Annotated in this window: 21 protein-coding genes, 4 tRNA genes, 3 rRNA genes and 1 pseudogene; 20 read left to right on the top strand and 9 right to left on the bottom strand. The window is 46.9% G+C overall.

The window, feature by feature from the left end; all coding sequences use genetic code 11:
* Positions 1-182: 182 nt before the first annotated feature.
* The 7 genes from J4N42_RS13715 (at position 183) to J4N42_RS13685 (ending at position 5666) form a co-directional block, all read left to right on the top strand.
* A 16S ribosomal RNA gene (locus J4N42_RS13715) occupies positions 183-1735 on the top strand.
* 68 nt (positions 1736-1803) lie between these two features.
* A tRNA-Ile gene (locus J4N42_RS13710) sits at positions 1804-1880 on the top strand.
* 43 nt (positions 1881-1923) lie between these two features.
* A tRNA-Ala gene (locus tag J4N42_RS13705) sits at positions 1924-1999 on the top strand.
* A 291-nt stretch (positions 2000-2290) separates the two neighbouring features.
* A 23S ribosomal RNA gene (locus tag J4N42_RS13700) occupies positions 2291-5179 on the top strand.
* 89 nt (positions 5180-5268) lie between these two features.
* Positions 5269-5384 (top strand): 5S ribosomal RNA (gene rrf, locus J4N42_RS13695).
* Together the 16S, 23S and 5S rRNA genes with 4 tRNA genes alongside form the textbook arrangement of a ribosomal RNA operon.
* A 72-nt stretch (positions 5385-5456) precedes the next feature.
* Positions 5457-5533 (top strand) — tRNA-Asp (locus J4N42_RS13690).
* Positions 5534-5589: 56 nt separating this feature from the next.
* A tRNA-Trp gene (locus J4N42_RS13685) sits at positions 5590-5666 on the top strand.
* A gap of 598 nt (positions 5667-6264) precedes the next feature.
* Here the strand turns inward: J4N42_RS13685 and J4N42_RS13680 are convergent.
* The 4 genes from J4N42_RS13680 to hemC are packed head-to-tail and all read right to left on the bottom strand — an operon-like array spanning position 6265 to position 10364.
* On the bottom strand, positions 6265-7446 hold the full coding sequence (locus tag J4N42_RS13680; RefSeq protein ID WP_252028730.1) for a heme biosynthesis protein HemY: 1182 nt from the start codon (positions 7444-7446) through the stop codon (positions 6265-6267).
* Positions 7446-8675, bottom strand: coding sequence for a uroporphyrinogen-III C-methyltransferase (locus J4N42_RS13675; protein ID WP_252028728.1), 1230 nt, complete (start codon positions 8673-8675; stop codon positions 7446-7448). Before J4N42_RS13675 ends, J4N42_RS13680 begins: the two co-directional genes overlap by 1 nt.
* Positions 8665-9420 (bottom strand): uroporphyrinogen-III synthase, encoded by a 756-nt coding sequence (locus J4N42_RS13670; protein WP_252028726.1) that lies wholly within the window; start codon positions 9418-9420, stop codon positions 8665-8667. The genes J4N42_RS13675 and J4N42_RS13670 overlap by 11 nt, the downstream gene beginning before the upstream one ends.
* Before the next feature lie 5 nt (positions 9421-9425).
* Complete coding sequence (gene hemC, locus J4N42_RS13665) at positions 9426-10364, bottom strand: hydroxymethylbilane synthase (RefSeq protein ID WP_252028725.1); 939 nt, start codon at positions 10362-10364, stop codon at positions 9426-9428.
* 386 nt (positions 10365-10750) lie between these two features.
* Between hemC and J4N42_RS13660 the strand changes: the two genes are divergently transcribed.
* Positions 10751-13279, top strand: a complete 2529-nt coding sequence (locus J4N42_RS13660) for a class I adenylate cyclase (RefSeq protein ID WP_252028724.1) — start codon at positions 10751-10753, stop codon at positions 13277-13279.
* 53 nt (positions 13280-13332) lie between these two features.
* Here the strand turns inward: J4N42_RS13660 and cyaY are convergent, their stop codons facing one another.
* Positions 13333-13647, bottom strand: a complete 315-nt coding sequence (gene cyaY / locus J4N42_RS13655; protein WP_252028723.1) for an iron donor protein CyaY — start codon at positions 13645-13647, stop codon at positions 13333-13335.
* Positions 13648-13722: 75 nt separating this feature from the next.
* Here cyaY and lptM point away from each other — a divergent pair, with 75 nt between their 5' ends.
* The 6 genes from lptM to yigB are packed head-to-tail and all read left to right on the top strand — an operon-like array spanning position 13723 to position 18329.
* On the top strand, positions 13723-13839 hold the full coding sequence (lptM, locus tag J4N42_RS22665; protein WP_449361608.1) for an LPS translocon maturation chaperone LptM: 117 nt from the start codon (positions 13723-13725) through the stop codon (positions 13837-13839).
* Between the two features lie 37 nt (positions 13840-13876).
* A complete protein-coding gene (lysA, locus tag J4N42_RS13645; protein WP_252028721.1) occupies positions 13877-15130 on the top strand; it encodes a diaminopimelate decarboxylase in 1254 nt (417 codons plus the stop codon).
* Positions 15131-15140: 10 nt separating this feature from the next.
* Positions 15141-15971, top strand: coding sequence for a diaminopimelate epimerase (dapF, locus tag J4N42_RS13640; protein WP_252028720.1), 831 nt, complete (start codon positions 15141-15143; stop codon positions 15969-15971).
* 21 nt (positions 15972-15992) lie between these two features.
* A complete protein-coding gene (locus J4N42_RS13635) occupies positions 15993-16712 on the top strand; it encodes a DUF484 family protein (protein ID WP_252028719.1) in 720 nt (239 codons plus the stop codon).
* Positions 16681-17610 carry a tyrosine recombinase XerC gene (gene xerC / locus J4N42_RS13630; protein WP_252028718.1) on the top strand — a complete coding sequence of 310 codons (930 nt, stop codon included), beginning with the start codon at positions 16681-16683 and terminating at the stop codon, positions 17608-17610. Before J4N42_RS13635 ends, xerC begins: the two co-directional genes overlap by 32 nt.
* Positions 17610-18329: a 5-amino-6-(5-phospho-D-ribitylamino)uracil phosphatase YigB gene (gene yigB / locus J4N42_RS13625; protein WP_252028717.1), complete on the top strand. Its 720-nt coding sequence runs from the start codon at positions 17610-17612 to the stop codon at positions 18327-18329. Before xerC ends, yigB begins: the two co-directional genes overlap by 1 nt.
* A gap of 2 nt (positions 18330-18331) precedes the next feature.
* On the opposite strand, the gene J4N42_RS13620 is transcribed toward yigB, so the two are convergent.
* Both J4N42_RS13620 and J4N42_RS13610 read right to left on the bottom strand, forming a co-directional pair.
* Positions 18332-18946 (bottom strand): tRNA-uridine aminocarboxypropyltransferase, encoded by a 615-nt coding sequence (locus tag J4N42_RS13620; protein WP_252028716.1) that lies wholly within the window; start codon positions 18944-18946, stop codon positions 18332-18334.
* A 6-nt stretch (positions 18947-18952) separates the two neighbouring features.
* Positions 18953-20490, bottom strand: a pseudogene (locus tag J4N42_RS13610) (COG3650 family protein).
* A 38-nt stretch (positions 20491-20528) separates the two neighbouring features.
* Here J4N42_RS13610 and J4N42_RS13605 point away from each other — a divergent pair.
* A complete protein-coding gene (locus J4N42_RS13605; protein WP_252028711.1) occupies positions 20529-20987 on the top strand; it encodes an EVE domain-containing protein in 459 nt (152 codons plus the stop codon).
* Positions 20988-21049: 62 nt separating this feature from the next.
* Here J4N42_RS13605 and J4N42_RS13600 read toward each other — a convergent pair whose 3' ends face one another.
* Together J4N42_RS13600 and J4N42_RS13595 are read right to left on the bottom strand one after the other, a co-directional pair.
* The gene (locus J4N42_RS13600) at positions 21050-21877 is read right to left on the bottom strand and encodes a Cof-type HAD-IIB family hydrolase (RefSeq protein WP_252028709.1); all 828 of its coding nucleotides are present in this window, start codon (positions 21875-21877) and stop codon (positions 21050-21052) included.
* Between the two features lie 138 nt (positions 21878-22015).
* Positions 22016-23002, bottom strand: a complete 987-nt coding sequence (locus J4N42_RS13595) for an alpha/beta fold hydrolase (RefSeq protein WP_252028707.1) — start codon at positions 23000-23002, stop codon at positions 22016-22018.
* 78 nt (positions 23003-23080) lie between these two features.
* Between J4N42_RS13595 and rhtB the strand changes: the two genes are divergently transcribed.
* The 5 genes from rhtB to J4N42_RS13570 all read left to right on the top strand — a co-directional run bounded on the left by rhtB (position 23081) and on the right by J4N42_RS13570 (position 26969).
* Positions 23081-23698, top strand: coding sequence for a homoserine/homoserine lactone efflux protein (gene rhtB, locus J4N42_RS13590; RefSeq protein WP_252028706.1), 618 nt, complete (start codon positions 23081-23083; stop codon positions 23696-23698).
* A 29-nt stretch (positions 23699-23727) separates the two neighbouring features.
* Entirely contained in the window at positions 23728-24954 is a 1227-nt protein-coding gene (locus tag J4N42_RS13585) for an EAL and HDOD domain-containing protein (protein ID WP_252028704.1), read from the top strand.
* 113 nt (positions 24955-25067) lie between these two features.
* Positions 25068-25409 carry a metalloregulator ArsR/SmtB family transcription factor gene (locus tag J4N42_RS13580; RefSeq protein ID WP_252028702.1) on the top strand — a complete coding sequence of 114 codons (342 nt, stop codon included), beginning with the start codon at positions 25068-25070 and terminating at the stop codon, positions 25407-25409.
* Between the two features lie 43 nt (positions 25410-25452).
* Positions 25453-26454: an ArsJ-associated glyceraldehyde-3-phosphate dehydrogenase gene (locus J4N42_RS13575; protein ID WP_252028700.1), complete on the top strand. Its 1002-nt coding sequence runs from the start codon at positions 25453-25455 to the stop codon at positions 26452-26454.
* Positions 26455-26465: 11 nt separating this feature from the next.
* Entirely contained in the window at positions 26466-26969 is a 504-nt protein-coding gene (locus J4N42_RS13570; protein WP_252028698.1) for a cyclin-dependent kinase inhibitor 3 family protein, read from the top strand.
* Positions 26970-26975 lie beyond the last annotated feature (6 nt).

The raw sequence follows: 26975 nt of genomic DNA, 5'->3' as shown, positions 1-26975 counted from the left end.
CTCTTTAACAATTTAAACCTATCAATCTGTGTGGGCACTCGTTGATGATAATCCAATTAGAAACTTCGGTTTCAAATTAGGTTTCAATGAAACGAAGTGACCATTGAATCTTCGGATTCAGCACAGTCAATTCAAACATTACTTTATGTAATGTTCAGTATTCATTGAGCCGACAAAATCTTAAATTGAAGAGTTTGATCATGGCTCAGATTGAACGCTGGCGGCAGGCCTAACACATGCAAGTCGAGCGGAAACGAGTTAACTGAACCTTCGGGGAACGTTAACGGCGTCGAGCGGCGGACGGGTGAGTAATGCCTAGGAAGTTGCCCAGTAGAGGGGGATAACCATTGGAAACGATGGCTAATACCGCATAACCTCTTCGGAGCAAAGCAGGGGACCTTCGGGCCTTGCGCTATTGGATACGCCTAGGTGGGATTAGCTAGTTGGTGAGGTAATGGCTCACCAAGGCGACGATCCCTAGCTGGTCTGAGAGGATGATCAGCCACACTGGAACTGAGACACGGTCCAGACTCCTACGGGAGGCAGCAGTGGGGAATATTGCACAATGGGCGAAAGCCTGATGCAGCCATGCCGCGTGTGTGAAGAAGGCCTTCGGGTTGTAAAGCACTTTCAGCAGTGAGGAAGGCATTAAGATTAATACTCTTGGTGTTTGACGTTAGCTGCAGAAGAAGCACCGGCTAACTCCGTGCCAGCAGCCGCGGTAATACGGAGGGTGCGAGCGTTAATCGGAATTACTGGGCGTAAAGCGCATGCAGGTGGTGGATTAAGTCAGATGTGAAAGCCCGGGGCTCAACCTCGGAACTGCATTTGAAACTGGTTCACTAGAGTACTGTAGAGGGGGGTAGAATTTCAGGTGTAGCGGTGAAATGCGTAGAGATCTGAAGGAATACCGGTGGCGAAGGCGGCCCCCTGGACAGATACTGACACTCAGATGCGAAAGCGTGGGGAGCAAACAGGATTAGATACCCTGGTAGTCCACGCCGTAAACGATGTCTACTTGGAGGTTGTGGCCTTGAGCCGTGGCTTTCGGAGCTAACGCGTTAAGTAGACCGCCTGGGGAGTACGGTCGCAAGATTAAAACTCAAATGAATTGACGGGGGCCCGCACAAGCGGTGGAGCATGTGGTTTAATTCGATGCAACGCGAAGAACCTTACCTACTCTTGACATCCAGAGAACTTTCCAGAGATGGATTGGTGCCTTCGGGAACTCTGAGACAGGTGCTGCATGGCTGTCGTCAGCTCGTGTTGTGAAATGTTGGGTTAAGTCCCGCAACGAGCGCAACCCTTATCCTTGTTTGCCAGCGAGTAATGTCGGGAACTCCAGGGAGACTGCCGGTGATAAACCGGAGGAAGGTGGGGACGACGTCAAGTCATCATGGCCCTTACGAGTAGGGCTACACACGTGCTACAATGGCGCATACAGAGGGCGGCGAGCCAGCGATGGTCAGCGAATCCCAAAAAGTGCGTCGTAGTCCGGATTGGAGTCTGCAACTCGACTCCATGAAGTCGGAATCGCTAGTAATCGTAGATCAGAATGCTACGGTGAATACGTTCCCGGGCCATGTACACACCGCCCGTCACACCATGGGAGTGGGCTGCAAAAGAAGTGGGTAGTTTAACCTTCGGGAGGACGCTCACCACTTTGTGGTTCATGACTGGGGTGAAGTCGTAACAAGGTAGCCCTAGGGGAACCTGGGGCTGGATCACCTCCTTATACGATGATTATTGCGATGAGTGTTCACACAGATTGATATGGTTTAAAAAAGTTTAAGAGACGATACTGGGTCTGTAGCTCAGGTGGTTAGAGCGTTCGCCTGATAAGCGAGAGGTCGGTGGTTCAAGTCCACTCAGACCCACCAATCTTCCTCCCAGGGGATTGGCTGATAGTATCGACACCTTGATGGGGCTATAGCTCAGCTGGGAGAGCGCCTGCCTTGCACGCAGGAGGTCAGCAGTTCGATCCTGCTTAGCTCCACCATCTTTAAGCGCATTAGCGATAGTGTTTTTAAAAATGGTTCTTAAATGAATCTAGCTCTTTAACAATTTGGAAAGCTGACGAATAACATTTGATTGATGTTATTCAAATAAAAGTTCTCAAATCCTATGTCTCTTAGAGATGTAGGTACCAACACACATTCAAGTGTTCTTGGGAATAACTTTCGAGTTATTCATATTTGAGTCCGGCAAAATCGAATGTCTCTCGCTCATTCAAATAATGAGAGACACACCTTGGTTGTTTGCCATACGTAAAGACCCCTTCGGGTTGTATGGTTAAGTGACTAAGCGTACACGGTGGATGCCTTGGCAGTCAGAGGCGATGAAGGACGTATTAACTTGCGATAAGCCCAGATTAGGTAGTAAAAACCATTGAGTCTGGGATTTCCGAATGGGGAAACCCAACTGCATAAGCAGTTACTGTTAACTGAATACATAGGTTAACAGGGCGAACCCGGGGAACTGAAACATCTAAGTACCCGGAGGAGTAGAAATCAACCGAGATTCCGAAAGTAGCGGCGAGCGAAATTGGATTAGCCCTTAAGCTTTTAATGATGCAGGTGAAGAGTCTGGAAAGTCTCGCGATACAGGGTGATAGCCCCGTAACCGACACATCATAATCAGTGAAATCGAGTAGGGCGGGACACGTGATATCCTGTCTGAATATGGGGGGACCATCCTCCAAGGCTAAATACTACTGACTGACCGATAGTGAACCAGTACCGTGAGGGAAAGGCGAAAAGAACCCCTGTGAGGGGAGTGAAATAGAACCTGAAACCGTGTACGTACAAGCAGTAGGAGCACCTTCGTGGTGTGACTGCGTACCTTTTGTATAATGGGTCAGCGACTTATATTCAGTAGCAAGGTTAACCGATTAGGGGAGCCGTAGAGAAATCGAGTCTTAACTGGGCGTCGAGTTTCTGGATATAGACCCGAAACCAGGTGATCTAGCCATGGGCAGGTTGAAGGTTGAGTAACATCAACTGGAGGACCGAACCGACTAATGTTGAAAAATTAGCGGATGACTTGTGGCTAGGGGTGAAAGGCCAATCAAACCTGGAGATAGCTGGTTCTCCCCGAAATCTATTTAGGTAGAGCCTCGGACGAATACTACTGGGGGTAGAGCACTGTTAAGGCTAGGGGGTCATCCCGACTTACCAACCCTTTGCAAACTCCGAATACCAGTAAGTACTATCCGGGAGACACACGGCGGGTGCTAACGTCCGTCGTGGAGAGGGAAACAACCCAGACCGCCAGCTAAGGTCCCAAAGTATAGCTAAGTGGGAAACGATGTGGGAAGGCTTAGACAGCTAGGATGTTGGCTTAGAAGCAGCCATCATTTAAAGAAAGCGTAATAGCTCACTAGTCGAGTCGGCCTGCGCGGAAGATGTAACGGGGCTAAGCTATACACCGAAGCTGCGGCAATGCGATTTATCGCATTGGGTAGGGGAGCGTTCTGTAAGCCGTTGAAGGTGGGTTGTAAAGCCTGCTGGAGGTATCAGAAGTGCGAATGCTGACATGAGTAACGATAAAGGGGGTGAAAAACCTCCTCGCCGGAAGACCAAGGGTTCCTGTCCAACGTTAATCGGGGCAGGGTAAGTCGACCCCTAAGGCGAGGCCGAAAGGCGTAGTCGATGGGAAACGGGTTAATATTCCCGTACTTCTTACAATTGCGATGGGGGGACGGAGAAGGCTAGGTGGGCCTGGCGACGGTTGTCCAGGTTCAAGTGCGTAGGCTTAAGAGTTAGGTAAATCCGGCTCTTTTTAAGGCTGAGACACGATGTCGAGCTACTACGGTAGTGAAGTCATTGATGCCATGCTTCCAGGAAAAGCCTCTAAGCTTCAGATTGTAAGGAATCGTACCCCAAACCGACACAGGTGGTCGGGTAGAGAATACCAAGGCGCTTGAGAGAACTCGGGTGAAGGAACTAGGCAAAATGGTACCGTAACTTCGGGAGAAGGTACGCTCTTGACGGTGAAGTCCCTTGCGGATGGAGCTATTGAGAGTCGCAGATACCAGGTGGCTGCAACTGTTTATTAAAAACACAGCACTGTGCAAAATCGTAAGATGACGTATACGGTGTGACGCCTGCCCGGTGCCGGAAGGTTAATTGATGGGGTTAGACTTCGGTCGAAGCTCTTGATCGAAGCCCCGGTAAACGGCGGCCGTAACTATAACGGTCCTAAGGTAGCGAAATTCCTTGTCGGGTAAGTTCCGACCTGCACGAATGGCGTAATGATGGCCACGCTGTCTCCACCCGAGACTCAGTGAAATTGAAATCGCTGTGAAGATGCAGTGTACCCGCGGCTAGACGGAAAGACCCCGTGAACCTTTACTACAGCTTGGCACTGAACATTGAGCCTACATGTGTAGGATAGGTGGGAGGCTTTGAAGACGGTACGCCAGTATCGTTGGAGCCATCCTTGAAATACCACCCTTGTATGTTTGATGTTCTAACTTAGACCCATTATCTGGGTTGAGGACAGTGCCTGGTGGGTAGTTTGACTGGGGCGGTCTCCTCCCAAAGAGTAACGGAGGAGCACGAAGGTGGGCTAATCACGGTTGGACATCGTGAGGTTAGTGCAATGGCATAAGCCCGCTTGACTGCGAGAATGACAATTCGAGCAGGTGCGAAAGCAGGTCATAGTGATCCGGTGGTTCTGTATGGAAGGGCCATCGCTCAACGGATAAAAGGTACTCCGGGGATAACAGGCTGATACCGCCCAAGAGTTCATATCGACGGCGGTGTTTGGCACCTCGATGTCGGCTCATCACATCCTGGGGCTGAAGTCGGTCCCAAGGGTATGGCTGTTCGCCATTTAAAGTGGTACGCGAGCTGGGTTTAGAACGTCGTGAGACAGTTCGGTCCCTATCTGCCGTGGGCGTTGGAAGATTGAAGGGGGCTGCTCCTAGTACGAGAGGACCGGAGTGGACGAACCTCTGGTGTTCGGGTTGTGTCGCCAGACGCATTGCCCGGTAGCTAAGTTCGGAATCGATAACCGCTGAAAGCATCTAAGCGGGAAGCGAGCCCTGAGATGAGTCTTCCCTGGCGCTTTAAGCGTCCTAAAGGGTTGTTCGAGACTAGAACGTTGATAGGCAGGGTGTGTAAGCGTTGTGAGGCGTTGAGCTAACCTGTACTAATTGCCCGTGAGGCTTAACCATACAACACCCAAGGGGTTTTGATGGACTCAAATAGAACATTGAATGTGTATAACTAGAACTTAAAATCAGTTTTCCGAATTAAGAATTTGCTTGGCGACCATAGCGTTGTGGACCCACCTGATCCCATGCCGAACTCAGAAGTGAAACGCAATAGCGCCGATGGTAGTGTGGGGCTTCCCCATGTGAGAGTAGGACATCGCCAGGCTTTAATTTTATTTTCACTTTTAAAAAGTGAAGACAAAAGATGGACACTTGCTAAGGCAAGTGATACCACTGCGGAGTGGTAGTTCAGTTGGTTAGAATACCGGCCTGTCACGCCGGGGGTCGCGGGTTCGAGTCCCGTCCACTCCGCCATTTATTCCAAGACCTCGCTTATGCGAGGTTTTTGTGAATCTAGAAAAGAGAATTTTAGGGGTGTAGCTCCAATTGGCAGAGCAGCGGATTCCAAATCCGCGTGTTGGGAGTTCGAATCTCTCCACCCCTGCCATATAAAAAGCCTCAGTCGTATGACTGAGGCTTTTTTACATTTGTGGGTTTGGAGCATGGGTAGAGCAGCAGATTCCCCTAATTCAAAATAGCGCGAGTTTAGGTGAAGCCTTCGTGCCGATATATTAAGCCTCAACGGAAACGCTGGGGCTTTTTTACGTCTGCTACTTCTACGAAGCAACGTTGGGGGCTGGGGTGCCAGCTTGGTCTAATCTCTACTCCCTGCTATATAAAAGGCTTCAGCAGAAATTATGAGGCCTTTTTGTATTTAGGAAGTGAGTGCAATGATGGACCCCAAATACAAATAGATTTTTAGCTTGATGGTGTTTCTTTACTTTTAGGGCGACTAAAGAGCAACGTTAGCTGCGAATCCTTTGCTGAAGGAACCTATTTGATATAACGCCTGTATAGCTGGTTTGTACTAGGTGGTTACTTATCGAGTGCCTTATACGCTCTCCTCAGTCAAGAAACCTAAGCTAGCTCTACTAGGTGTGTAACTGAGATGGAGCACTCTATGAAAGGGTTATTGATAGTGTTATTTGGAGTGGATAAAAAAGGCCGATACATGAGCATCGGCCTAGTAGATTATGAACTATCGCTTAGCTTGAGCTTGCTAAGGTCAAAGCTTTGCGTGAGACTTCATGAGCTGCTCTAGTTAGGTTTTGCTTCTCTAAACAGTCTGCTAGGTACGCATAATCGGATACGTCTGAGCGTACAGAGAGCGCTTTCTCTAAGTGCTGTTGAGCTTGTTCCCAATTCTCGTCACGCATATAGAACTGAGCCAATGCGCTATGAGCTGGAGCGTTGTTACCATCTTTCTTTAAACAACCTTCAAGCATGATTACGACAGGGTGTGAGTCCGATAAGTTCATTTCTGGTAGCAAGTTATACAGGCTTGAATTAGGGTGTTTTTTGATGGCTTCTTTGACGACGGTGTACGCTTGTGAATCAGCTTTACGTGCCATAAGCTGTTTGGCAAAGCATTCGATGAGGTGAAGATCGGTTTTCACCTTTTTAGGCAAGCTATTCCAGTGATTAACTAGCCCTTCGCTGCCTTGTTGCTGAGCAACATCCGAGAGAAGCCCACACTGGCCTCTTTGGCTAAGTATTTGAAGCTCTTCACTATCGATGAGCTTACTCTTACTGAGCTTAGGTAGTAAATCGAGCAATGGTTGCCAAAGCTTTAGTTCGATATAAACCGTTTTAAGCAAGTTGAGTAGGATGCTGTTATTTGGGTAGCTGTTCTTTAGAGTCGTTAGGGTATCAAACGCAAGGTTGAACTCAGACTCGCGCACTTGTTGTTTTGCTTTGGTCAGTTCAACGGCTAACAGAGAGTTTTCTTGCTGACTTGCTAACTCAAGGTAATGGTCTCGTTTCTGTTTGTCCCCCATGCCTTGTGCTGCTTCTGATGCGACTAGATAACATAACAATGGCATATCATGATGATTAGACCACCGAGTGACTTTCTTCTCCGCAGCTTTCCAATCCCCTTCCAATAGCTTGATGATACCCTCGTTAGTATAACGGCGAGAACGCTTCAATTTGCGAACGCTGAACCAGTTCCAAGTGCTGGAGCTTGCTCTTAAGGCCCTCTTAATAATGAACTCTAGGCCAAACAGCACTGCTAGAGTGGCGATCACAAAGATCACCAAAGTTGTCACACTCATTTCAATGGTTTGATCGGCTACGGATATAAGCACATAACCTTGTTGTCCAGCATATTGGGTGCCGGCAAATAACCCTGCTCCAAGGACAACGAATAAAAAGATCAGTCGGAACATTATTTTTCCTCCGTGATCATTGTGGTGACTTCACGGCGTAAGCGTTCATTAATGACGTCAGCTAATACGTTTTGAGTTTGTAGTTTTACTGGGTACTCAACCTGTATGTTCTGCCCACTAAGCTGCCCTAACGCTTTATTGAATTCAATAACGGCATTATCGTCGTTGTTAAAGAAGGCTGTTGACCATTGCTGTGCAGTAGATAGAGAGGCGGTATAAATTTCACCTTGCTCGTCGTAAACCGCTTTAATCGCTGTTTCGAGTTTTCCTTTGACGTTTTCTTTCAGGTAGAAGTGTTGTTGAGGTGATAGCAATGGGATGACGTTGCCATCACGTGTACGGAAGGTAATGAAGTTTTCAGAGAAATCTTTTAGAGAGGTCATCAAGTTATCTTTCCAATCATAGATATCTTGAGACACCACTTGTTTCTCTTCCACTTGGGCCTCCGGCAAAATTGCATTGGCTAGCGGCAAAGCGTCTACTTGTTGTTGAAGCGCAGTGAGTCTTAGTACCAAACCATCGCGATCGATCAATGGCACGGTTTTCAACTTCGTAATGTCATTGGCCATTGCTTTACGTAGCGGAACCAGACTTGGATCGTTTAGAGAAGCGATACGTTGGTCGGCACTCTCCATCAACTTGGTGGCGCTTACCACGTCTTGTTCTAAAAAGAGTTTGCGGCCCGCGAGTTTAACAAGGTAGTCAGCTTCGGCAAGTAACCAGTCGTTCGGACGGCGACCTTTTACATCCGCTACTGCTAGCTGCAGGCTTTCAATACTTTTCTGCTGCTGAGTTAATATTGTTTCCGCTCGGTGAGTTACTTCAGTGGCTTTAGAAATCGTGTCTTGTTTGATTGTCGAAAGGTCTGATGTCATGCTTGATTGAGCTTGTTTAAGCTGTGCTTGTAGAGCGGCGATTTGTGCCTCGTATTGCGCGTTTTGCTGTTGCATCTGGAACATAAGGCCGCTGCCAAATATTACTGATAGCGCGATGGCTATCGCCCCCAGCTTCACCCCTCGCTTGGCTTGTTTTTGGATAGCTTCTTGCTGAGATGAATGCGAAGTATCAGCAGGTGCTTTTGGGGTGCTCTCAGGGGTAATTGTGGTGCTGGTATCTTTGTTTTTCTCTGGCTTGGTAGCTTCGTGATTCTCTACCTTGGGAGTCGGAGATGTTTCTTGGGTTTTGTTATCTTCAGGTTCAACGTGATCGTTATTCTTTTTACTTGTCATTGCGTATGTCCTGTTCTTTGAGCTGGAGAGCTTCCATTAAGTTCTGATTGCTTGCACTACTGGCGCTGATGATATGGTTAAAGCCCATTTTTTTTGCATCTGCCGCAATGCGTTCACTGGGTACCACGAGAAGTAGAGCGTGAAGCCAGCTGTGGTAGAGGGCATCTATCTGGTTGTATAGGTGCTCAAGTTGCCCACTACTGGTAATAATTAGGGTATCTACGTCGTTGCTTTGCCAGTGACTAACCGTTGGCTCTGACATGAACGGGAGGTTGATTCTCCGATACACTTGCTGATATTCCACATGAGCTTTACGCGAAACAAGCGTATCGAAAATGAGCTCACGTCCACCATTGCCCCGTAGGATCAAGATTCTTTTATCTGCGACTGAGCCTAGCTCCTCCATAGCCAGTAAATGCTCACTATCACTGATATGAGGGTAGTTTACTGATTGCTGTGAGGCTTTGCTTAAAATCTGTGCGGTTTTTTGACCAACGGCAAGGTATAGAGGTGTGGTTGGCCAGTTTTTTTGAAGGCTAGAGATAGCTTGGTGAGCGTAGGTCACTGCATGTTGGCTAACAGCAATGACAATATCGAAGGTGCCGAGCTTGCCGCTGAGCTGCTCTAATTTAGGCTCGGGCTCAATAGTAATGAGCGGATGATGGATACTTTCAATACCCACATCCGCAAGTAGTTGGCACAGCTGACGCCCTTGTCTGTCAGGGCGTGTCACCAATACCGTCATAACGATTACTCGTGCTCAGAGTAGAGTCGAGTTAGGATGTCTTTCGCGCCATCGTCTAGCAGTTGGTTAGCGAGTGTTACACCTAGCTTTTCGGCATCTTGACGTGGTCCACGAATTTCACCGCGAACGATTAATGAGCCATCAGGTTCACCGACTAAAGCACGTAGCCAGATATCGTTGCCTTCCAATAATGAGTAACTGCCGATTGGTACCTGACAGCCACCTTCTAGAGTTAAGTTCATTGCACGCTCACAGAGTACGCGATCGGCGGTATCTGCGTGATTGAGTGGCTCAAGTAACTTATGTAAACGCTCATCATCTAGGCGACATTCAATACCTACAGCACCTTGTCCAACCGCTGGCAATGATTGTTCTGGTTCAATAAAGCTGCGAATACGCTCTTCCAGTTCTAGGCGCTTTAGGCCTGCTGCGGCAAGAATAATAGCGTCGTATTCACCCGCATCGAGCTTACCCAAGCGAGTTCCCACATTGCCACGCAACTCTTTGATGATCAGGTCAGGGCGGTATTCTTTCAATTGACATTGACGGCGTAAGCTACAAGTGCCCACAGTGGCGCCTTGAGGAAGTTCATCAATGTTGTTGTAGGTATTTGAGACAAACGCATCGCGAGGATCTTCACGTTCACAGATCGTGACTAACCCCAACCCTTCTGGAAAGTCTACAGGTACGTCTTTCATAGAGTGAACCGCTAAATCGGCACGACCTTCTAGCATCGCCACTTCCAGCTCTTTTACGAATAGGCCTTTTCCACCCACTTTGGCTAGAGGGGTATCTAGAATGATGTCACCTTTTGTGACCATAGTGACTAACTCAACTTCCAAACCAGGGTGAGCAGCTTGTAATGCGTCTTTAACGTAGTGTGCTTGCCAAAGAGCTAGTGGGCTTTTACGCGTCGCGATTCGGATTGGGGCTGGTTGTGTCATAAGGTTCTCTATTGATCGAAACTGGTGTCATACAAGCGAAATCGCCTGCTAACGGATACGGATTACACTAATCGTACCATTCCAAAAAAGAAAGTCTTACTACTAGATCGCTGTGATGAAAAATTGATGACCGTTTAGTAGACTTTGGTCAAAATAGTGTGATTAACCTCTCGTTTGTAAAATAGGCTATTATTAGAAAAGGCAGTTAGCTACGACACTATGTAAAAAATAAATAAGGCAAAAGATGGAGATAGAGCGGCTTTATCTTCTGTGGCTCAATTCTTTACCAACACAAAAAAAAGTGTTAAATTGATCACGTTTTGTCAGTGCTTTTGATGGATTTATCATCAAAATCGCAAAATTATAATTCAATCAAGGAATTAACCTTGCAGGCTTACACGAAGACTTTAATCCAACGATTAGATAATCTAAATCAGCAGCGTATTGAACGTGCGCTTGCGCTTATGGATTTGCAAAGCCAACGTGTATTCCACCTCATTCCTGCATTGCTTCACTTCAATCATCCTATTATTCCCGGCTATTACGATTCTGATGTTCCATTCGGCGTATTTGGCTTGCAGTTTAATGATGTTCAACAGCAATTCGTTGAAGATACCCAGCTAACCATAGGTCAGGAGTTAGAAAGTGCCCAAGCACCAGCGATTCTTGGCTTGTATACCATGGGTAGTACTTCATCAATTGGTCAAAGTACCTCGAGTGATCTAGATATTTGGGTGTGCGTATCCCCTACGATGACCTGCGAACAACGGGATAGTTTGACCAATAAGTGCTTGCTGATCACCGATTGGGCGAAAAGCCAAGGTGTAGAAGCTAACTTCTTCTTAATGGATGAAGAGCGTTTCAAAAGCAACCATTCAGAAGAGATGACGGGTGATAACTGTGGTTCTTCTCAGCACTTACTGTTACTTGATGAATTTTACCGCTCTGCTGTCCGTTTAGCGGGGCAACGTTTGTTGTGGCAAATCGTGCCACCAGAAATGGAAGAGTGCTACGACGAATACGTAGAAGACTTATGCGGGAAGGGCTACATCAACTGTAGTGAATGGATCGACTTTGGTCGTTTAAACCGTATCCCAGCAGAAGAATACTTCGGCTCAAACCTTTGGCAGCTGTATAAGAGTATCGATTCACCATATAAGTCGGTACTGAAAGCCATTTTGCTAGAGGCGTATTCGTGGGAGTACCCCCACACGCAACTATTAAGCATTGATACTAAGCGTCGTTTCTTCGCTCATGAGCCTGATCTTTATGGGATGGACGCGTACTACTTAATGCTGGAAAAAGTGACTCGATATTTAGAACGTATCGGTGATAGTACTCGTTTAGACTTAGTCCGTCGTTGTTTCTACCTTAAAACTCACGAGAAGCTCTCTCGAGAACCTGGTATTGGTTCTGTCGCTTGGCGACGTGAGGCCCTAACTGACATGGTACAGAAGTGGGACTGGGATCAAACGACGATTATGGAGTTAGACGATCGTCGTAATTGGAAAGTAGAGCAGGTTAAAGTTGTACACCATGCGTTGCTCGACGCGTTGATGCTGAGTTACCGTAACTTGATTCAATTTGCACGTCGCAACGATATTACCTCTGCTATCAGCCCACAAGACATCAGTATTCTTGCTCGTAAGCTGTATGCTGCGTTTGAGGTACTTCCGGGTAAAGTGACACTGCTGAACCCGCAGATCTCACCAGATCTTCATGAGCCAGATTTAACCTTCATCGAAGTGAGGGAAGGTGGTACAAATCAGCCGGGTTGGTATCTGTATAAACAACCTCTTATCCCGCACCGCATTATTGGCCAGCCAAACCTAGAGCATAACGAATACCTAAGTAAGTTGGTGGCGTGGTCGTTCTTCAATGGCATGATCACTGAATCCACTCGTTTACACTCAGTTGTACGTGATGCACACCTCGACATCGATAAGTTCTACCAAATGGTGAGTGACTTGCGTAACACCTTCTCGCTACGCAAACGACGCCCGAGTATGCAGGCGCTAGCAAGTCCGTGTGAAATTAGCCAACTTGCCATGTTCATCAACTTTGAAAATGACCCAACTGCTGAGTTAAGCGGTAAGTCGCTTAAAGTGGATTTGAAAACGACGGATATTTTTAGTTTTGGTCCTGAACATAAGAGTTTAGTTGGCAGCGTTGATTTGGTGTATCGCAACTCATGGCATGAAGTTCGAACGCTGCATTTCAAGGGCGAAACCGCGATGTTGGACGCATTGAAAACTATCCTAGGTAAGATGCACCAAGATGCGCTACCGCCGGAATCGGTTGATGTGTTCTGCTACAGCAAAAACCTACGCGGTGTGATGCGTAATATGGTGTATCAACTGCTGGCTGAATGTATCGATCTGCGTTTAAAACCGGTCGAGCAGGAGAAGCGTCGCCGCTTTAAAGCGATTCGTATTGCTGAGCAAATGTATGGGTTGTTCTTCGAACGCCGCGGCGTGTCTGTACAGAAGTTGGAAAATTCAGTCGATTTCTACCGTAGTATCTCAACTAACAAGTTGAAAGGCTCGCCACTATTAATGCTCGATAAAGAGCAGGACTTCCAGCTACCGGAAATTGTGGATGGTTTTGCGAGTGAAGGCCTAGTGCAGTTCTTCTTTGAAGACACGGAGAAAGGATTCAACATTTACGTGTTGGACGAGTCAAACCAAATTGAGGTCTACCACCAGTTCAGTGGTGAGAAAGATGAGATGATCTCGAGTGTAAATAGTTTTTACACTTCAGTGAAAGATGGCAACAGTGTGTCTTCTAAGTTGATTAACTTTAACCTGCCACAGTATTACCAGATTGTGCACCCAGAAGAAGGTGAGAGCTATATCGTGCCTTATCGCAATGATAACGCCACGTATTCTAAGCCATCACGGGCAGTGAATGCTTAGCTAAAACAACGAATAATAAAAAAGAGCGCTAGGCGCTCTTTTTTATTTTGGGCTTAAACCCAGTCGATCTCTTCGCCCGCGTGCTTAACGCACTCCTGCTTGACCATTTCAAACAGCTCTAGGCCAGTCTTGGAACATGTCCATTTATCTTCAATAAGCTTGAAGTGAAAGCCACCAGATTTAGACGCTAACCAAATTTCATGCATCGGCTCTTGGCGGTTGATGATGATCTGACTACGGTCGTCAAACTCCAGTGTCATTACGTTACCTGTGGTCTCGTAATCGACGTCTGCACCAGAATCATCAATTGCTTCTTCGATGATTTGCATCTGTGCATCTACCAGTTGATGAAATTCAGTATCGTTCATCCTTTCTATCCTATTGCTTTTCCTGAGTGTGGTGCGATTATAGGGGGCATTGAATTAATAATCACGAAAAGCAAAATGAAAAAATACGTTGTAGCACTATTTATGTTCTCAGTTTTGGCGTTAGCCGGCTGTGGTCAAACTGGTCCGCTTTACATGCCAGAAGATGCACCGCAGAATGAGCAAGCTCAATAATTTATACTGACAAGTCGAATTTATAAGGGAAAGAATTTTGGATTACTTCAACTATCAGGATGATGGCCAACTCTGGGCTGAGAATGTTTCGCTAACCAGCATCGCAGAGCAATACGGCACGCCACTCTATGTGTATTCGCGTGCTACGCTTGAGCGTCACTGGAATGCGTTTGATAAATCGGTTGGAGACCATCCACATTTAGTGTGTTACGCAGTAAAAGCGAACTCAAACTTAGGCGTTTTGAATGCGCTAGCACGTCTAGGATCTGGTTTTGATATCGTTTCTGGCGGTGAGCTAGAGCGTGTGATTGCGGCGGGCGGTGATGCATCGAAAGTCGTGTTCTCTGGTGTCGGTAAAACCGAAGCCGAAATGAAACGTGCACTGGAACTGAAAATTAAGTGTTTCAATGTTGAGTCTGAGCCTGAGCTAGAGCGACTAAACAAAGTAGCTGGTGAGCTGGGTGTGACTGCGCCGATTTCTCTGCGTATTAACCCAGATGTGGACGCGAATACTCACCCTTATATCTCGACGGGTTTACGTGATAATAAATTTGGTATTGCTTTTGACCGTGCCCCTGCTGTGTATCAGTTTGCACAAGGGTTACCAAATCTAGATGTTCAAGGCATTGATTGTCATATCGGCTCTCAACTAACAGACATCGAACCATTCATTGATGCGACTGATCGCCTATTGGCTTTGATCGACGACCTAAAAGCACACGGTGTAAACATTAAGCACTTAGATGTAGGCGGTGGCTTAGGCGTTGTTTATCGTGATGAGTTACCTCCTCAGCCTTCTGATTATGCGAAAGCGTTGTTGGCACGATTGGAAAACCACCAAGACCTTGAACTGATTTTTGAGCCGGGCCGTGCCATCGCTGCAAACGCAGGGGTTCTGCTGACGAAAGTTGAGTTCCTCAAGCATACAGAGCATAAGAATTTTGCCATCATTGATGCAGCAATGAACGATCTGATGCGTCCTGCGCTTTACCAAGCGTGGCAAGATATTGTTCCCGTCGTTCCTCGTGAAGGTGAAGCATCGACTTATGATCTTGTGGGCCCTATTTGTGAGACGGGTGATTTCCTAGGTAAAGACCGTTCACTAGTACTTCAAGAAAACGACCTATTGGCGGTTCGCTCTGCGGGTGCATACGGCTTTGTGATGTCATCGAACTACAATACTCGTACGCGCGTTGCTGAAGTGATGGTCGATGGTGACAAGACTCATTTAGTCCGCCAGCGTGAAGAGTTATCGAGCCTTTGGGCTCTAGAAAGTGTCCTTCCGGAGTAATTGGAGCATTATGCATTTCCATTTTTCTAAAATGCATGGTTTGGGTAATGACTTCATGGTCGTGGACTGCATTACGCAAAACATCTTTTTTTCCCCTGATTTGATCCGCCGCTTGGCGGATCGTCATACCGGTGTTGGCTTTGACCAGCTTCTGATTGTAGAAGCACCGTATGACCCAGAAACAGATTTTCATTATCGAATCTTTAATGCGGATGGCAGTGAAGTAGAGCAGTGCGGCAATGGTGCACGTTGCTTCGCTCGATTCGTTCGTATGAAAGGCTTAACGAATAAGTTCAGCATTAATGTCAGCACTAAAAAAGGCAAAATGGTGCTGAATATTGAAGAAGATGATCAAGTCACGGTAAACATGGGTGTACCGGAATTTGAACCTTCTAAGATCCCTTTCAAAGCAAAACAGACAGAAAAAACCTATATTTTACGTACCGATGAGCACACCTTGTTCTGCGGTGCAGTGAGCATGGGTAACCCTCATGTGGTGACTGTGGTTGATGATGTTGATACCGCTGATGTTGATAACTTAGGGCCTCTGCTTGAGTCACACGAGCGTTTTCCTGAGCGTGTAAACGCGGGCTTCATGCAAGTGGTTAACCGAGAAGAAGTACGCTTACGAGTATACGAGCGCGGTGCGGGTGAAACTCAAGCTTGTGGCAGCGGAGCATGTGGTGCGGTTGCGGTAGGTATTGTTCAGGGGCTATTAGATTCCTCTGTGAAAGTTAGCCTACCAGGCGGTGACCTGAAGATTCAGTGGCAAGGCCCTGGAAAACCCTTGTATATGACTGGCCCTGCGACACATGTGTTTGACGGTCAATTGTCTTGTTAATCGTTAGCGAAAGGAACGATTTTGTCTGATATTGAAGTGACGGCGCTGACCGAAGAAATTGTGGCCGAATTCCTGAAGGATAATCCAGATTTCTTCCAGCATCGCAGAGAGTTAGTCGATAGGCTAGCAATACCGAATCAAGAACAAGGCGCAGTGTCCTTAGTTCATTTACAAATGAATCGTCAAAGGCAGCGCATTGAAGAGCTGGAAGAAGAAATCACGGCTCTAATGTCGATGGCGAAAAACAACGATCGCACTTTCCATGAGTTTATGGATCTGCAGGAGCAAGTGCTCAAATGCGAGGCGTTAGAACAGGTTATTCACGCTGTTCAAAACAAAGCGAAAGCCCTTGGCTTGAGCGCTTTTGTGCGCTTAATTGACGCTGAACAGCTAACGGGTAGCCATCTATCGTTAACCAAAGAACAGTACCAGCGTTTTGCGACCAACAACTTGAATGGCCGAGATGCCTATCTCGGGCGTATGCGCAAAGCAGATCGCATGGGTTTGTTAGGAGAGCAGACTCCTGCACCGGAAATGGGTTCTTACGTGGTGTTGCCACTGGTTAATAAAGGTAAACTACAAGGCGTATTAGTGTTTGCGAGTGAAGACGGTGGTCATTTTCAACCACACATGGATACCTTATTCTTGCGCCACTTAGCGTTAGTGCTTTCTCATCTAATTGAAACCCTGCCATGGCAATCGGTCGAACATGAGCGAATCTCCAGTCACACTGCCCAGTAGCCTACAACAGCCCTTAGAGCGCTTTTACGAATACCTTAGAAGCGAGAAAGGGCTGAGCCTGCATACTCAACGTAACTACAAACAACAACTTGAAACCATGGCCGGTCATCTCGTTCAAATGGGGCTAAAAAGTTGGAATCAAGTCGATGCGGCTTGGGTACGTCAGTTGGCAAGTAAAGGTATGCGCGAAGGCATGAAAGCCAGTAGCTTGGCAACGAGGTTGTCGTCGCTACGCAGTTTTTTCGATTTCCTTATCCTACGTGGTGAATTGAGCGCTAACCCAGCCAAGGGGGTATCCGCTCCACGTAAGCAGCGTCCTCTGCCTAAGAACTTAGATGTGGATGAGGTTGGTCAGTTACTCGAAGTGGATGAAGATGATCCGTTATCGATTCGAGATCGTGCCATGATGGAACTGATGTATGGCGCTGGCCTACGTTTGGCAGAAATGGTGAGTATCAACGTTAAAGACATTAGCTTAGGTGCTGGTGAAATTCGCGTGGTCGGTAAAGGTGACAAAGAACGTAAAGTCCCATTTTCTGGTCTGGCCCAAGAGTGGGTTGCGAAATGGCTGAAAGTGAGAGGCTCGCTAGCCAACGCAGATGAATCAGCGTTATTTGTGTCTAAACTGGGCGTTCGTATCTCTCATCGTAACGTGCAAAAACGTATGGCGGAGTGGGGGCAGAAACAAGCGGTCGCGAGCCATATTAGCCCGCATAAATTGCGCCACTCATTTGCTACTCATATGCTCGAGTCGAGTAATAACCTGCGTGCAGTGCAAGAGCTGTTGGGCCACGAAAATATCTCGACCACGCAGATATACACCCATTTGGATTTCCAGCATTTAGCACAAGCTTATGACCAAGCGCATCCAAGGGCTAAGAAAAAGGGGAAAGAGTAATGCACTTCTACCGCCGCTTGTCGCCGATAAAAGCGATGAGCTTTGACTTAGACGACACCTTGTATGACAACCGGCCAATTATACGTCGAGTGGAACGACAGATGGCTGAGTGGCTGCACCAAAAACACCCTGTATCTGCTACTCAACCATTGAGCTGGTGGCAGACATTAAAGCGTGAGGTCGCATTGAAAGATCCGATGCTGACTCACGACGTCACTTTGTGGCGTCACACTCAAATACAGCAAGGATTATCGGCGTTAGGTTATACGCCGCTGCAAGCCAAGCAGGCGGCGGATGAGGCAATTATTAAAGTACTTGAGCTGAGAAGCCAGTTTGATGTTCCACAAGAGAGCCATCGAGTGATGGGGCTACTGGCTCAAAAGCTGCCTTTGGTGGCGATCACAAATGGCAATGTCGACGTTAATAGGATTGGTTTAGCGCCGTATTTCCAATTAGTACTGAAAGCTGGGCCTGATGGCAAAGCTAAGCCTTTCCCGGATATGTTTGACCAGGCGCGTGATTATTTACAACTGCCAGCTCATAACATTTTGCACGTTGGCGATCATCTCAAATCGGATGTTTATGGCGCTAAAGTGAATGGCTTTCAAGCATGCTGGTTTAACGACCAAGGCGATAGTTTGACTCAACATCGCCATGCTCGCTCACTTCCCGATGTGGAAATTCATCAACTCGATGAGCTGCTCGACCTGCTCGATTAGCGTTACTTTAAAGCATGACCACTCTTGTCGGCCTTAAATACCTTCATGTAATGGCGAAAGAAAGACTCTAGCTGGCTGGCTTGAGCCACATCGTCTTGTGCTCTTAGCAGTTCACATCCGACTTCAAGCGTACACAAATTGCCACTGTCTTGATTACGTCTGAGCTGATAAGAAGAATCACTGCTGGCGGTGATCGAAACATGTGTCAGACCCTCTAACCAAGCACTTCTCTTCACCATCTTTTTAGCTTCCTGCCAAGTACCATCTAAGACGATAAATACGGGGGTTCTGGTGCACGAACCCAACTCGCTATCTGTTGTTTCAACTGCGCTTATCACATGTTCAATGGGTAAGCTGTTTTCACTAGGAAAAACAATGAAGGGAGCATAATCTCGATCACTGAGTAGGATTTGCAGCGATTCCGGAGCGCTTTTTCTATGCCACACATGAGTGGTGCAGTATGGTAAGCAGCGCTGGAGAATCTGACCAGTATTGGTATCTCGTGATAGCTCATTTTCATGCGTGAGTAATGCTATGTGCACACTGCTATCGAGCTTAGGGTAAAGCGGACATAAGCAGTGATGAGAAAAGCCACATTGCGGGCATGGTTGAGTCATGGGGCGCTACATCTCCAATCCGTACTGAAACGGTGATTGGCCATCTGAAAATAATATTGCGTCACTTTGTTTGCTGCTTTTTTTGACCGGAGCCGTGCTTGGGTTGAGCGGATAGCTAACGCCGGTATACTGCATCAGGTGTTGCTGTGTTTTAGCGCCACCACCACTTACTGTAAATAGTAGATCTTGCCATCCATTGGTCGAGCTTGAGCTGACATCAATCGGAGTTCGAACCAAGGTGATACGGCTATTGAATCGCCATTTATCTTGATGATTTTCAAAAATCAGCAGTGTGCAGCCCCCTGAACCACACCAGTTCAGTTGAGCAAGTAACTCTTCCTTGCCGTCACCGTTAAGGTCATAGGTCAACCAGTTGTAGCGCACCTTGTCTGGTGCGCTACTGTGCATTGCAAAATACTGGCGTAGCGCTTGGTCTACTTCGCGATTAAATTCTGCCTTGGCCGGAATAGAAGCCGCACCTTTTTGGCTAAGCTCTATTGCTTTGGGGCAGAGGAAGCGCCCTCCTGCTTCGCTTTAAATAGTGTTAAGCCACCGTTAGCGATAGGGTAGACAATTTCTCCAACTCGTTCTTTCTCCGCATTAATTTGCTCACCATCACGAGTGAAAATACGCTCGGAGACGAGGTATTGCTGCTGGTGGCGAGTCATGACAACTTGAATTTGGTCTGGGTTTAGTTGCTGCCAATAGCCACGCTCTATGGTTGCAGGATCGCCATTGTTGTAGTCGTAACTGGTGGTTGCTGTGTGGTCTGGGTTGAGCTGTAAACGGATACTAAAGTCACTGGTTTTGGTTGAAGCGGCGTGGTACAGCCCTGTCCAGTTCAAAGTGCTGTCGACATTGGCCAGGGTGGCACAGCCTTTGTATTGCTTATCATCTAGAGTTAACGAACTCGTCCAGCCATAGGTGCTGTCACTCATTGTGTCACTGCAGCGACCCGCTTCTAACGTCAACTGACCTCGATCGAGTTGGTATTCTCTTTTAGTTGAGGATATTTGGCTACGCTCGATGGTCAGCTCTTGTGGCTTTGAACCCATTGTTTGGAATGTCACTGTCTGTTTGTTGAATGTGGCAGACCAGCCGGGTTCCATACCAAAGGCGCGTGTCGCCTTAGGGGCTTGTCCGCAACGTCTTGGGTTTTCGGCGGTCAGCATATTGATCTCATCGACTACAAATACCGCATTAAAGTCGGCGTCTAAGCCGTTGTTGGTAGGGGCTTGTAGGTGGCCAATTAATTCACCATATAGTGGCTCATACGGTGCACGAACTAACGACAGCGCTTTTTGAGTTTGTTCTGGAGAAAGCGCTAACCACATTTGATGATTGCTACCACAAGGAGTGAAAGAGCGAGCTTCATGCCCGACGACAACTTCGCCGCGCATAATGAAAGTTTGCGGTGCTATCGAGGTCGGCTGGTCTAGCGTGGCGGGAATCGATTGTGGCTGCTGGTCTTTATTATCGACACTGGTACATGCCTGCAATGCAAAGATTGCGGCTAAAGCCATTGGGATTTGGTACGCCTTCATGCTATATCTTCCTCAGAACGGATTATTTGGAATTCATTATGGCATATTGGTTATTTAAAACAGAACCCGACACCTTCTCAATTGACACTTTACGAACACAAAACACGTCGTGCTGGGAGGGCGTTCGTAATTACCAAGCGCGTAATATGATGCGTGATGACGTAAAACTAGGCGACTTAGTGCTCATTTACCATTCGTCGTGCAAGAAAGTCGGTGTTGCTGGAATCGCAAAAGTGATTAAGGAATCCTACCCAGACCATTATGCGTTCGACCCAGAGAGCGATTACTACGATCCTAAATCCGATCCAGAGAACCCACGTTGGATGATGGTGGATATTGAGTTTGTGCGTAAGACCGAGCGGATTATTCCATTGAGCGTGATGAAAGCGATGCCAGAGCTAGAGAATATGCCATTAGTGAAGCGTGGTAACCGTTTATCAATCATGCCAGTCAGTGAGCAGGAGTGGCAGGCCATTATGGCCAAAGAAACGCTTTAGTATCGGTATGGTAGACATAGAAAAGGCAGCTTTCGCTGCCTTTTTATGTTCGCTAATGGCGATTAAATCAAGTGCTCTTTTAGGTAGTGAGCGACGGCGTCGTCTGCATTGTTACCAATCACTTCGTTGTCAGGAAGGGCCGCCATCACTTTGTGGTGAGATGTGCCCATGACTAGGCCTTTACCCGCCATCGACAGCATTTCTACATCGTTCATGCCATCGCCAAACGCGATGCAGTTGTCTAAGGTTTTGCCTAGAGATTTTGCCACGACATCGAGTGCTTCACCTTTAGAAACATCTGCAGCCATCACTTCTAAACACCAAGGAGTCGAGAAGGCGACATTCAGCTTGTCACCAAACAGTTCATTGAGTTTGTTTTCAAAAGTAACCAGATGGTCATGATCGTGATTCGGATCGGTGAAGAATACTTTTGCAATGCCGTCAGTCGGTGCGTTGTCGCTATCGAATAGCTGGTAGCTAAAGCCGGTCTCGTCGTGGAAGTGGCGTAACGTTTCATCTTCCTGGTTTAACAACCAAGATTCGTTTTGGTACATGTGAATCATGATGTTTGGATCGGATTTAACAACATCAATGACCGGCTGCACTAATGACTCTGGTACGTTTTTGCTGTACATCAGTTGATCGTTTTGGTCATGAACACGCGCGCCATTAGAAGTGATCATATAAGCTGGAATGCCGACCGTTTCGCGAATACCTGCAACATCCACATGGTGGCGACCGGTTGCAAAGATGAAGGTGAAGCCTTGTTGGTGAAGCTCTTTTAGAGTCTGCTTAGTGAAATCACTAAGTTGGTGATTCGGCGCTAACAGTGTGCCGTCGAGATCAGAAGCAACAATATGGAACGGTGAGTCTTGCAAAGCTGTGGTCATAGTATCCTCATAAAGCGAAGCATGGCAGCCAAAAGAGAGTAGCTCTCTGTACTGAGTGTGCTCATTTTACGCCAAAAAGAGGAAGAAAAAGAGGGCAAATTGTAAGCGCTCTTTTTCCTTATTTATCTCAACAATGCCCTAGTGCTGGTGGAAAAACTCGAGCGTGGTGTCCAAAGCGTCATTGCGATACTGGTCTTGCTCAAACAACACCTCGTGCTTTGCTCCGTAAATGATTTTCAAAGCGCAGTCGCGGTTGGTCTTTACTAGCTTTTTAATAAAGCGGATCTGATCTCGGTTCGACACAATAGTATCTTCACTGGCTTGAAGCAGCAGTAATGGAATTCGGATTTGGCGCGTTTGCTGAATACACTGCTTCGCTGCCATGAGACCTTGCCACACCCAGCGTGTACTTGGCCCGCCGATTTTCAGCTCTGGCATCTTTTCATACAGATCGCGGAACCAGTGATAACGCACTTCACTTTGACTGAGTGGGTTTACGTCAAATGGTTTCGGGTAATACGCTTGATGCCCTGGAGCATAGGTCGGTTGTGGGTATACCGCGGTTAATATTTGGCTAAGAGGAATGGCGACGGGGCGCAGGTAAGGCGCCATATTGACCCCAAACATAGGGGCGCTGAGGGCTATGGCATCAAAGTGGTGCTCAGGATGGGTTTGAATAAAGCGAGTCGCGATTGCGCCTCCCATCGAATGAGCTAATAAGTAACGTTTGTCGTAGTGGCTAAGGTCAAAATGCTGCAGCACTTTGTCCATGTCCATTAAGTAGTCACTAAACTCTTTGACGTAACCCATTTCAGAGTTGTCGATCAGGCGTGAAGAAAGGCCTTGGCCACGGTGATCAAATGAATAGATGTCATATCCTTGCTGGAACAAGTCGTAAAACAGCTCTTGGTATTTCCACGCCGACTCGATTCTCCCATTGACCACAACTATTGCTTTGTTGTGATTTGGGTTGGTGAGCTTGCACCAGTAAATATCAGTTTTATCGAAAGATTTAAGTTTTCCTTCGCTACGTGATTGCCAAAGCAGCGCAATATCTTGATTGATTGCTTGCTCAAAGCATAACTCTTGAGTATAAGATGAGTTATTCGAACGAGTTTGGGTCATGACTGGTCTGTGCCGGGTTCGCGATACAACAAGTGTAAATTATGTGGGGCTAATTGCATTTAGTCGAGGAATATTACTATGGATACGCACGTTTGGCTGGCCTATGTGGTCACTGCGATTGTTTTTAGTTTGGCACCGGGCTCAGGTACAGTAAATTCGATTAGTAATGGTTTAAGTTATGGCACTCGTAAGTCTCTAGCCGCGATTGTTGGATTGCAGATCGGTTTAGCGTTCCACATCATCTTAGTGGGTGCTGGTATTGGTGCTTTAGTCGCGAAATCGGCGCTAGCATTCTCGATCATTAAATGGGTCGGGGCAGCGTATCTGGTATGGCTTGGTATTCAAAAGTGGCGCGATACATCCAGTTTGACGACCCAAGCCGACGGCACTGAATTATCAGCATGGTCGATGATGAATAAAGCGGTTCTGATCAACCTGACCAACCCTAAGTCGATTGTGTTCTTAGTTGCTTTGTTTCCTCAGTTTATCGACCCTGCGAAAGACCAACTCACACAGTTAGCGGTATTAGGGGTCACAACGGTAGCCATTGATAGCATTGTTATGCTGGGTTACACCTCTTTGGCGGCGCAAATGGGACGTTTCATTCGCTCTGAACGTATTATGATGAAGATTAATAAGGTCTTTGGTTCTATGTTCATGGGGTGCGGAGCATTACTTGCTGCTGCTAAGTCCTAACGTTAGGTGTAATGAGCTCTATTTCGATAATGCAAAGCACATATGTTGCCCGTCAGCCGATTCTCAACTCTAAGCGCCAGACTTTGGGCTATGAGTTGTTGTTTCGCGACGGTGAAAATAATGCGTTTCCCCAGCATATCGACTCAAATCGAGCGACCTATCGCTTAATTGTAGAAAACTTCCTATCTGCTGGAACAAATCCTTCTATTCCTCATTCTCGTTGTTTCATCAACTTTCCTTATCAAAGCTTGCTGCGTCGCTTACCGCTTAGTCTACCCAAAGAGCAAATCGTGGTGGAGGTATTAGAAAGTTGCCCACCGAGCGATGAGTTGTTTGACGCGATTCGTGATTTGAACCAGCGGGGTTACCTAATTGCGTTAGATGATTTTGTTTACGATGAAAAATGGGAACGGTTTCTTCCCTATGTACACATTGTCAAAATTGACATTATGGCGCTGGGGTTAGAGCAAGCTTGTGATTTTGTTCGGATGCATAAAGCACAAGGTGGCAAGCGTAAGTTTCTCGCCGAACGCGTAGAAACGGAAGCTGAGTTTCAAGCGACGCGATCTGCTGGGTTTACGTTTTTTCAGGGCTACTTTTTTAGTAAGCCTGAAATGGTTAAACAGAGTTACATTAGCCCAGAGCAAATTGTGGCAATGGAGCTGTTTCAGGAAGTGTGCAAAGCTGAAGTCGATTTTGACCGAGTAGAGCGTATTGTGGCGCAAGATGTGGCGCTGTCATATAAGCTACTGCGTTTTGTGAACACCATGTCGGATAGGCTAGAGGTTTCGATTTCATCGTTTCGACAGGCGTTAGTCTATCTAGGGCAAGACAGGTTAAAAATGTTCGTCTCGCTGGCGGTTGCGTCGTTCGTGTCTGTGAAAAAGCCACAAGAGCTGTATAACTTGTCGTTGCAGCGTGCTCAGTTTTGTCACTTGATGTCGGCCGATAACCCGTTTTATCCGTATAGAGAGCAGGCTTTCTTGATTGGGTTGTTTTCGATACTGGATGCCCTGATGGATGTTTCTCTAGATGTGTTGGTGTCTCAACTTCCTTTATCTGACGAGATTAAATCAGCATTATTGGAACGAGAAGGGCTAATTGGTGCTTTGCTGAGTGTTGAAGAGTGCTACGAAAAAGCAGATTGGCAGGGGCTACAAAAAGGCTGTAAGCAACTTGGCCTTAATGTCGAGCAGGTTATTCATAACCTGTCTGCTGCTCAGCGTTGGAGCCAAGATTTGAAAAGAATTATCTAGCCGCGTGTTGCTGGTTTGAATATGAAAGTTTTATGACAAAGAAAAGGTACGTGTTGACGTGCCTTTTTTTGTGATTAATATATATGGATATCCGTATATAAGAATATTTAGTTATGTTACCACACCAGTTCTTCAAATTATTGTCTGACGAAACACGAGTTCGCTGCTTGATGTTGATTGTTCGTGAAGAGTGTTTATCAGTTGGTGAGTTGACCCAGGCATTGCTAGAGAGTCAACCCAAAGTGTCGCGTCACCTAGCTCAACTTCGTTCAAGTGGCGTATTAGTCGATGTTCGCCAAGGGCAATGGGTGTTTTATCGCGTGGCCGATGATTTGCCTGGTTGGATGAACAAATTGATTGAAGATTTAGTCGCATCAAACTGCCTCAAGCAAGAATACCAAGAGGATGTTGCGCGAGTGAGGGCGATAGAGTGTCGTCCTGTCTGCTGCCAATAATATTTGGCCCCTAATTAGTAAAACATTGATAAGAGATACAGCTATGACAATTAAAGTAGGTATTAACGGTTTTGGTCGTATTGGTCGCCTTGCATTGCGCGCCGCTTTTGATTGGCCTGAATTGGAATTTGTACAAATTAACGATGTGGCTGGAGACGCTGCAACATTAGGCCACCTGCTGGAATTCGATTCTGTGCAAGGTCGCTGGGCTCATGAAGTGAAAACAGAAGGCAGCGAGTTGGTGATTGCAGGTCAGCGTATCGCAGTGACCAATGAGAAAGAAATTAACGCGGTGGATTGGTCTGGATGTGATGTAGTGATTGAGGCGACCGGTGTACATCGTAAAACTTCGTTCCTTAACCAATACTTAGAGCAAGGCGTAAAACGCGTTGTAGTAAGTGCACCAGTTAAAGAAGACGGTGTGGCTAACATCGTTGTCGGTGTGAATGATGACATTTTTGATCCAGCAGTACATAAGATCGTTACTGCGGCGTCATGTACGACGAACTGTATTGCACCAGTGGTAAAAGTGATTCATGAAAAGTTGGGTATTGAGCAGTCTTCATTTACCACTATCCATGACCTTACCAATACTCAGACCATTTTGGATGCGCCGCATAAAGACTTACGTCGTGCTCGTGCATGTGGCATGAGTTTAATTCCAACCACAACGGGCAGTGCTAAAGCTATCGTGGAAATTTTCCCTGAGCTAAAAGACAAGATCAATGGACACGCGGTACGTGTGCCTCTAGCGAATGCGTCTTTGACTGACATCATCTTCGATGTGAAACGTGATACCACAGCAGAAGAAGTTAATGCGTTACTGAAAGAAGCTTCTCAAGGTGAGCTAAAAGGTATTCTGGGTTTTGAAGAGCGTCCGTTAGTGTCTATCGATTACAAAGGTGATCAACGTTCTACGATTGTTGATGCACAATCAACCATGGTTGTGGGGACTCGTATGGTGAAAATCTACGCTTGGTATGACAACGAAATGGGCTACGCAACACGTACCGCAGAATTGGTTCGTAATGTTGGTTTAGCATAAGGAGCAAAGTGATGTCTCAGACTCAAACTCACCCGACTTGGCAGCTAGATTTAAACACTGGTGCGCTTGTATTGACTCCGTGTCCAGGTACGAAAGGTATCGATCTCGACGCGTCACTTGCTCAACTAAAAGAGCAAGGTGTGGAGGCGATTGTTACCGCTCTGGATGACGCTGAACTGGCGAGCAAGGCGGTGGCTGAACTGGGTGAAAAAGCTCAGCAGCAAGGCATGCAGTGGTTCCAAATTGAAATTGAAGACGATTGTGCGCCAGGCGAAGCGTTCCAAGCGAAGTGGAATGCGGCTAGCCCAGCGCTACACCAAGTGGTGGATAACGGTGGTAAAGTCGCGATGCACTGCATGGGAGGCTCTGGCCGAACGGGGCTGCTGGCAGCTCATCTTCTACTGGAGAAGCAGTGGCCATTAGCTGACATCGTCAGCCAAGTACAAGCGCTTCGCCCAGGCGCCTTTACTAAACCTGTTCAAGTAGAATACATCACAGCGGTTGCTGGCCAGTAATTCACT

This window comes from Vibrio sp. SCSIO 43135 (genome assembly GCF_023716665.1).
Classification (GTDB): Bacteria; Pseudomonadota; Gammaproteobacteria; order Enterobacterales; family Vibrionaceae; genus Vibrio; species Vibrio paucivorans.
The sequence above is the reverse complement of the archived record's forward strand: the minus strand, read 5'-3'. Positions and strand labels throughout refer to the sequence as shown.

What these genes read in the sequence shown, in the direction of transcription:
- J4N42_RS13600 (WP_252028709.1), bottom strand. Translation starts at nt 21,877, where the DNA reads ATGACCACAGCTTTGCAAGACTCACCGTTCCATATTGTTGCTTCTGAT.
- xerC (WP_252028718.1), top strand. Translation starts at nt 16,681, where the DNA reads ATGAGCGAATCTCCAGTCACACTGCCCAGTAGCCTACAACAGCCCTTA.
- rhtB (WP_252028706.1), top strand. Translation starts at nt 23,081, where the DNA reads ATGGATACGCACGTTTGGCTGGCCTATGTGGTCACTGCGATTGTTTTT.
- dapF (WP_252028720.1), top strand. Translation starts at nt 15,141, where the DNA reads ATGCATTTCCATTTTTCTAAAATGCATGGTTTGGGTAATGACTTCATG.
- J4N42_RS13605 (WP_252028711.1), top strand. Translation starts at nt 20,529, where the DNA reads ATGGCATATTGGTTATTTAAAACAGAACCCGACACCTTCTCAATTGAC.
- cyaY (WP_252028723.1), bottom strand. Translation starts at nt 13,647, where the DNA reads ATGAACGATACTGAATTTCATCAACTGGTAGATGCACAGATGCAAATC.
- J4N42_RS13580 (WP_252028702.1), top strand. Translation starts at nt 25,068, where the DNA reads ATGTTACCACACCAGTTCTTCAAATTATTGTCTGACGAAACACGAGTT.
- J4N42_RS13585 (WP_252028704.1), top strand. Translation starts at nt 23,728, where the DNA reads ATGCAAAGCACATATGTTGCCCGTCAGCCGATTCTCAACTCTAAGCGC.
- J4N42_RS13680 (WP_252028730.1), bottom strand. Translation starts at nt 7,446, where the DNA reads ATGTTCCGACTGATCTTTTTATTCGTTGTCCTTGGAGCAGGGTTATTT.
- J4N42_RS13575 (WP_252028700.1), top strand. Translation starts at nt 25,453, where the DNA reads ATGACAATTAAAGTAGGTATTAACGGTTTTGGTCGTATTGGTCGCCTT.
- J4N42_RS13620 (WP_252028716.1), bottom strand. Translation starts at nt 18,946, where the DNA reads ATGACTCAACCATGCCCGCAATGTGGCTTTTCTCATCACTGCTTATGT.
- J4N42_RS13595 (WP_252028707.1), bottom strand. Translation starts at nt 23,002, where the DNA reads ATGACCCAAACTCGTTCGAATAACTCATCTTATACTCAAGAGTTATGC.
- hemC (WP_252028725.1), bottom strand. Translation starts at nt 10,364, where the DNA reads ATGACACAACCAGCCCCAATCCGAATCGCGACGCGTAAAAGCCCACTA.
- J4N42_RS13670 (WP_252028726.1), bottom strand. Translation starts at nt 9,420, where the DNA reads ATGACGGTATTGGTGACACGCCCTGACAGACAAGGGCGTCAGCTGTGC.
- yigB (WP_252028717.1), top strand. Translation starts at nt 17,610, where the DNA reads ATGCACTTCTACCGCCGCTTGTCGCCGATAAAAGCGATGAGCTTTGAC.
- J4N42_RS13570 (WP_252028698.1), top strand. Translation starts at nt 26,466, where the DNA reads ATGTCTCAGACTCAAACTCACCCGACTTGGCAGCTAGATTTAAACACT.
- J4N42_RS13675 (WP_252028728.1), bottom strand. Translation starts at nt 8,675, where the DNA reads ATGACAAGTAAAAAGAATAACGATCACGTTGAACCTGAAGATAACAAA.
- lptM (WP_449361608.1), top strand. Translation starts at nt 13,723, where the DNA reads ATGAAAAAATACGTTGTAGCACTATTTATGTTCTCAGTTTTGGCGTTA.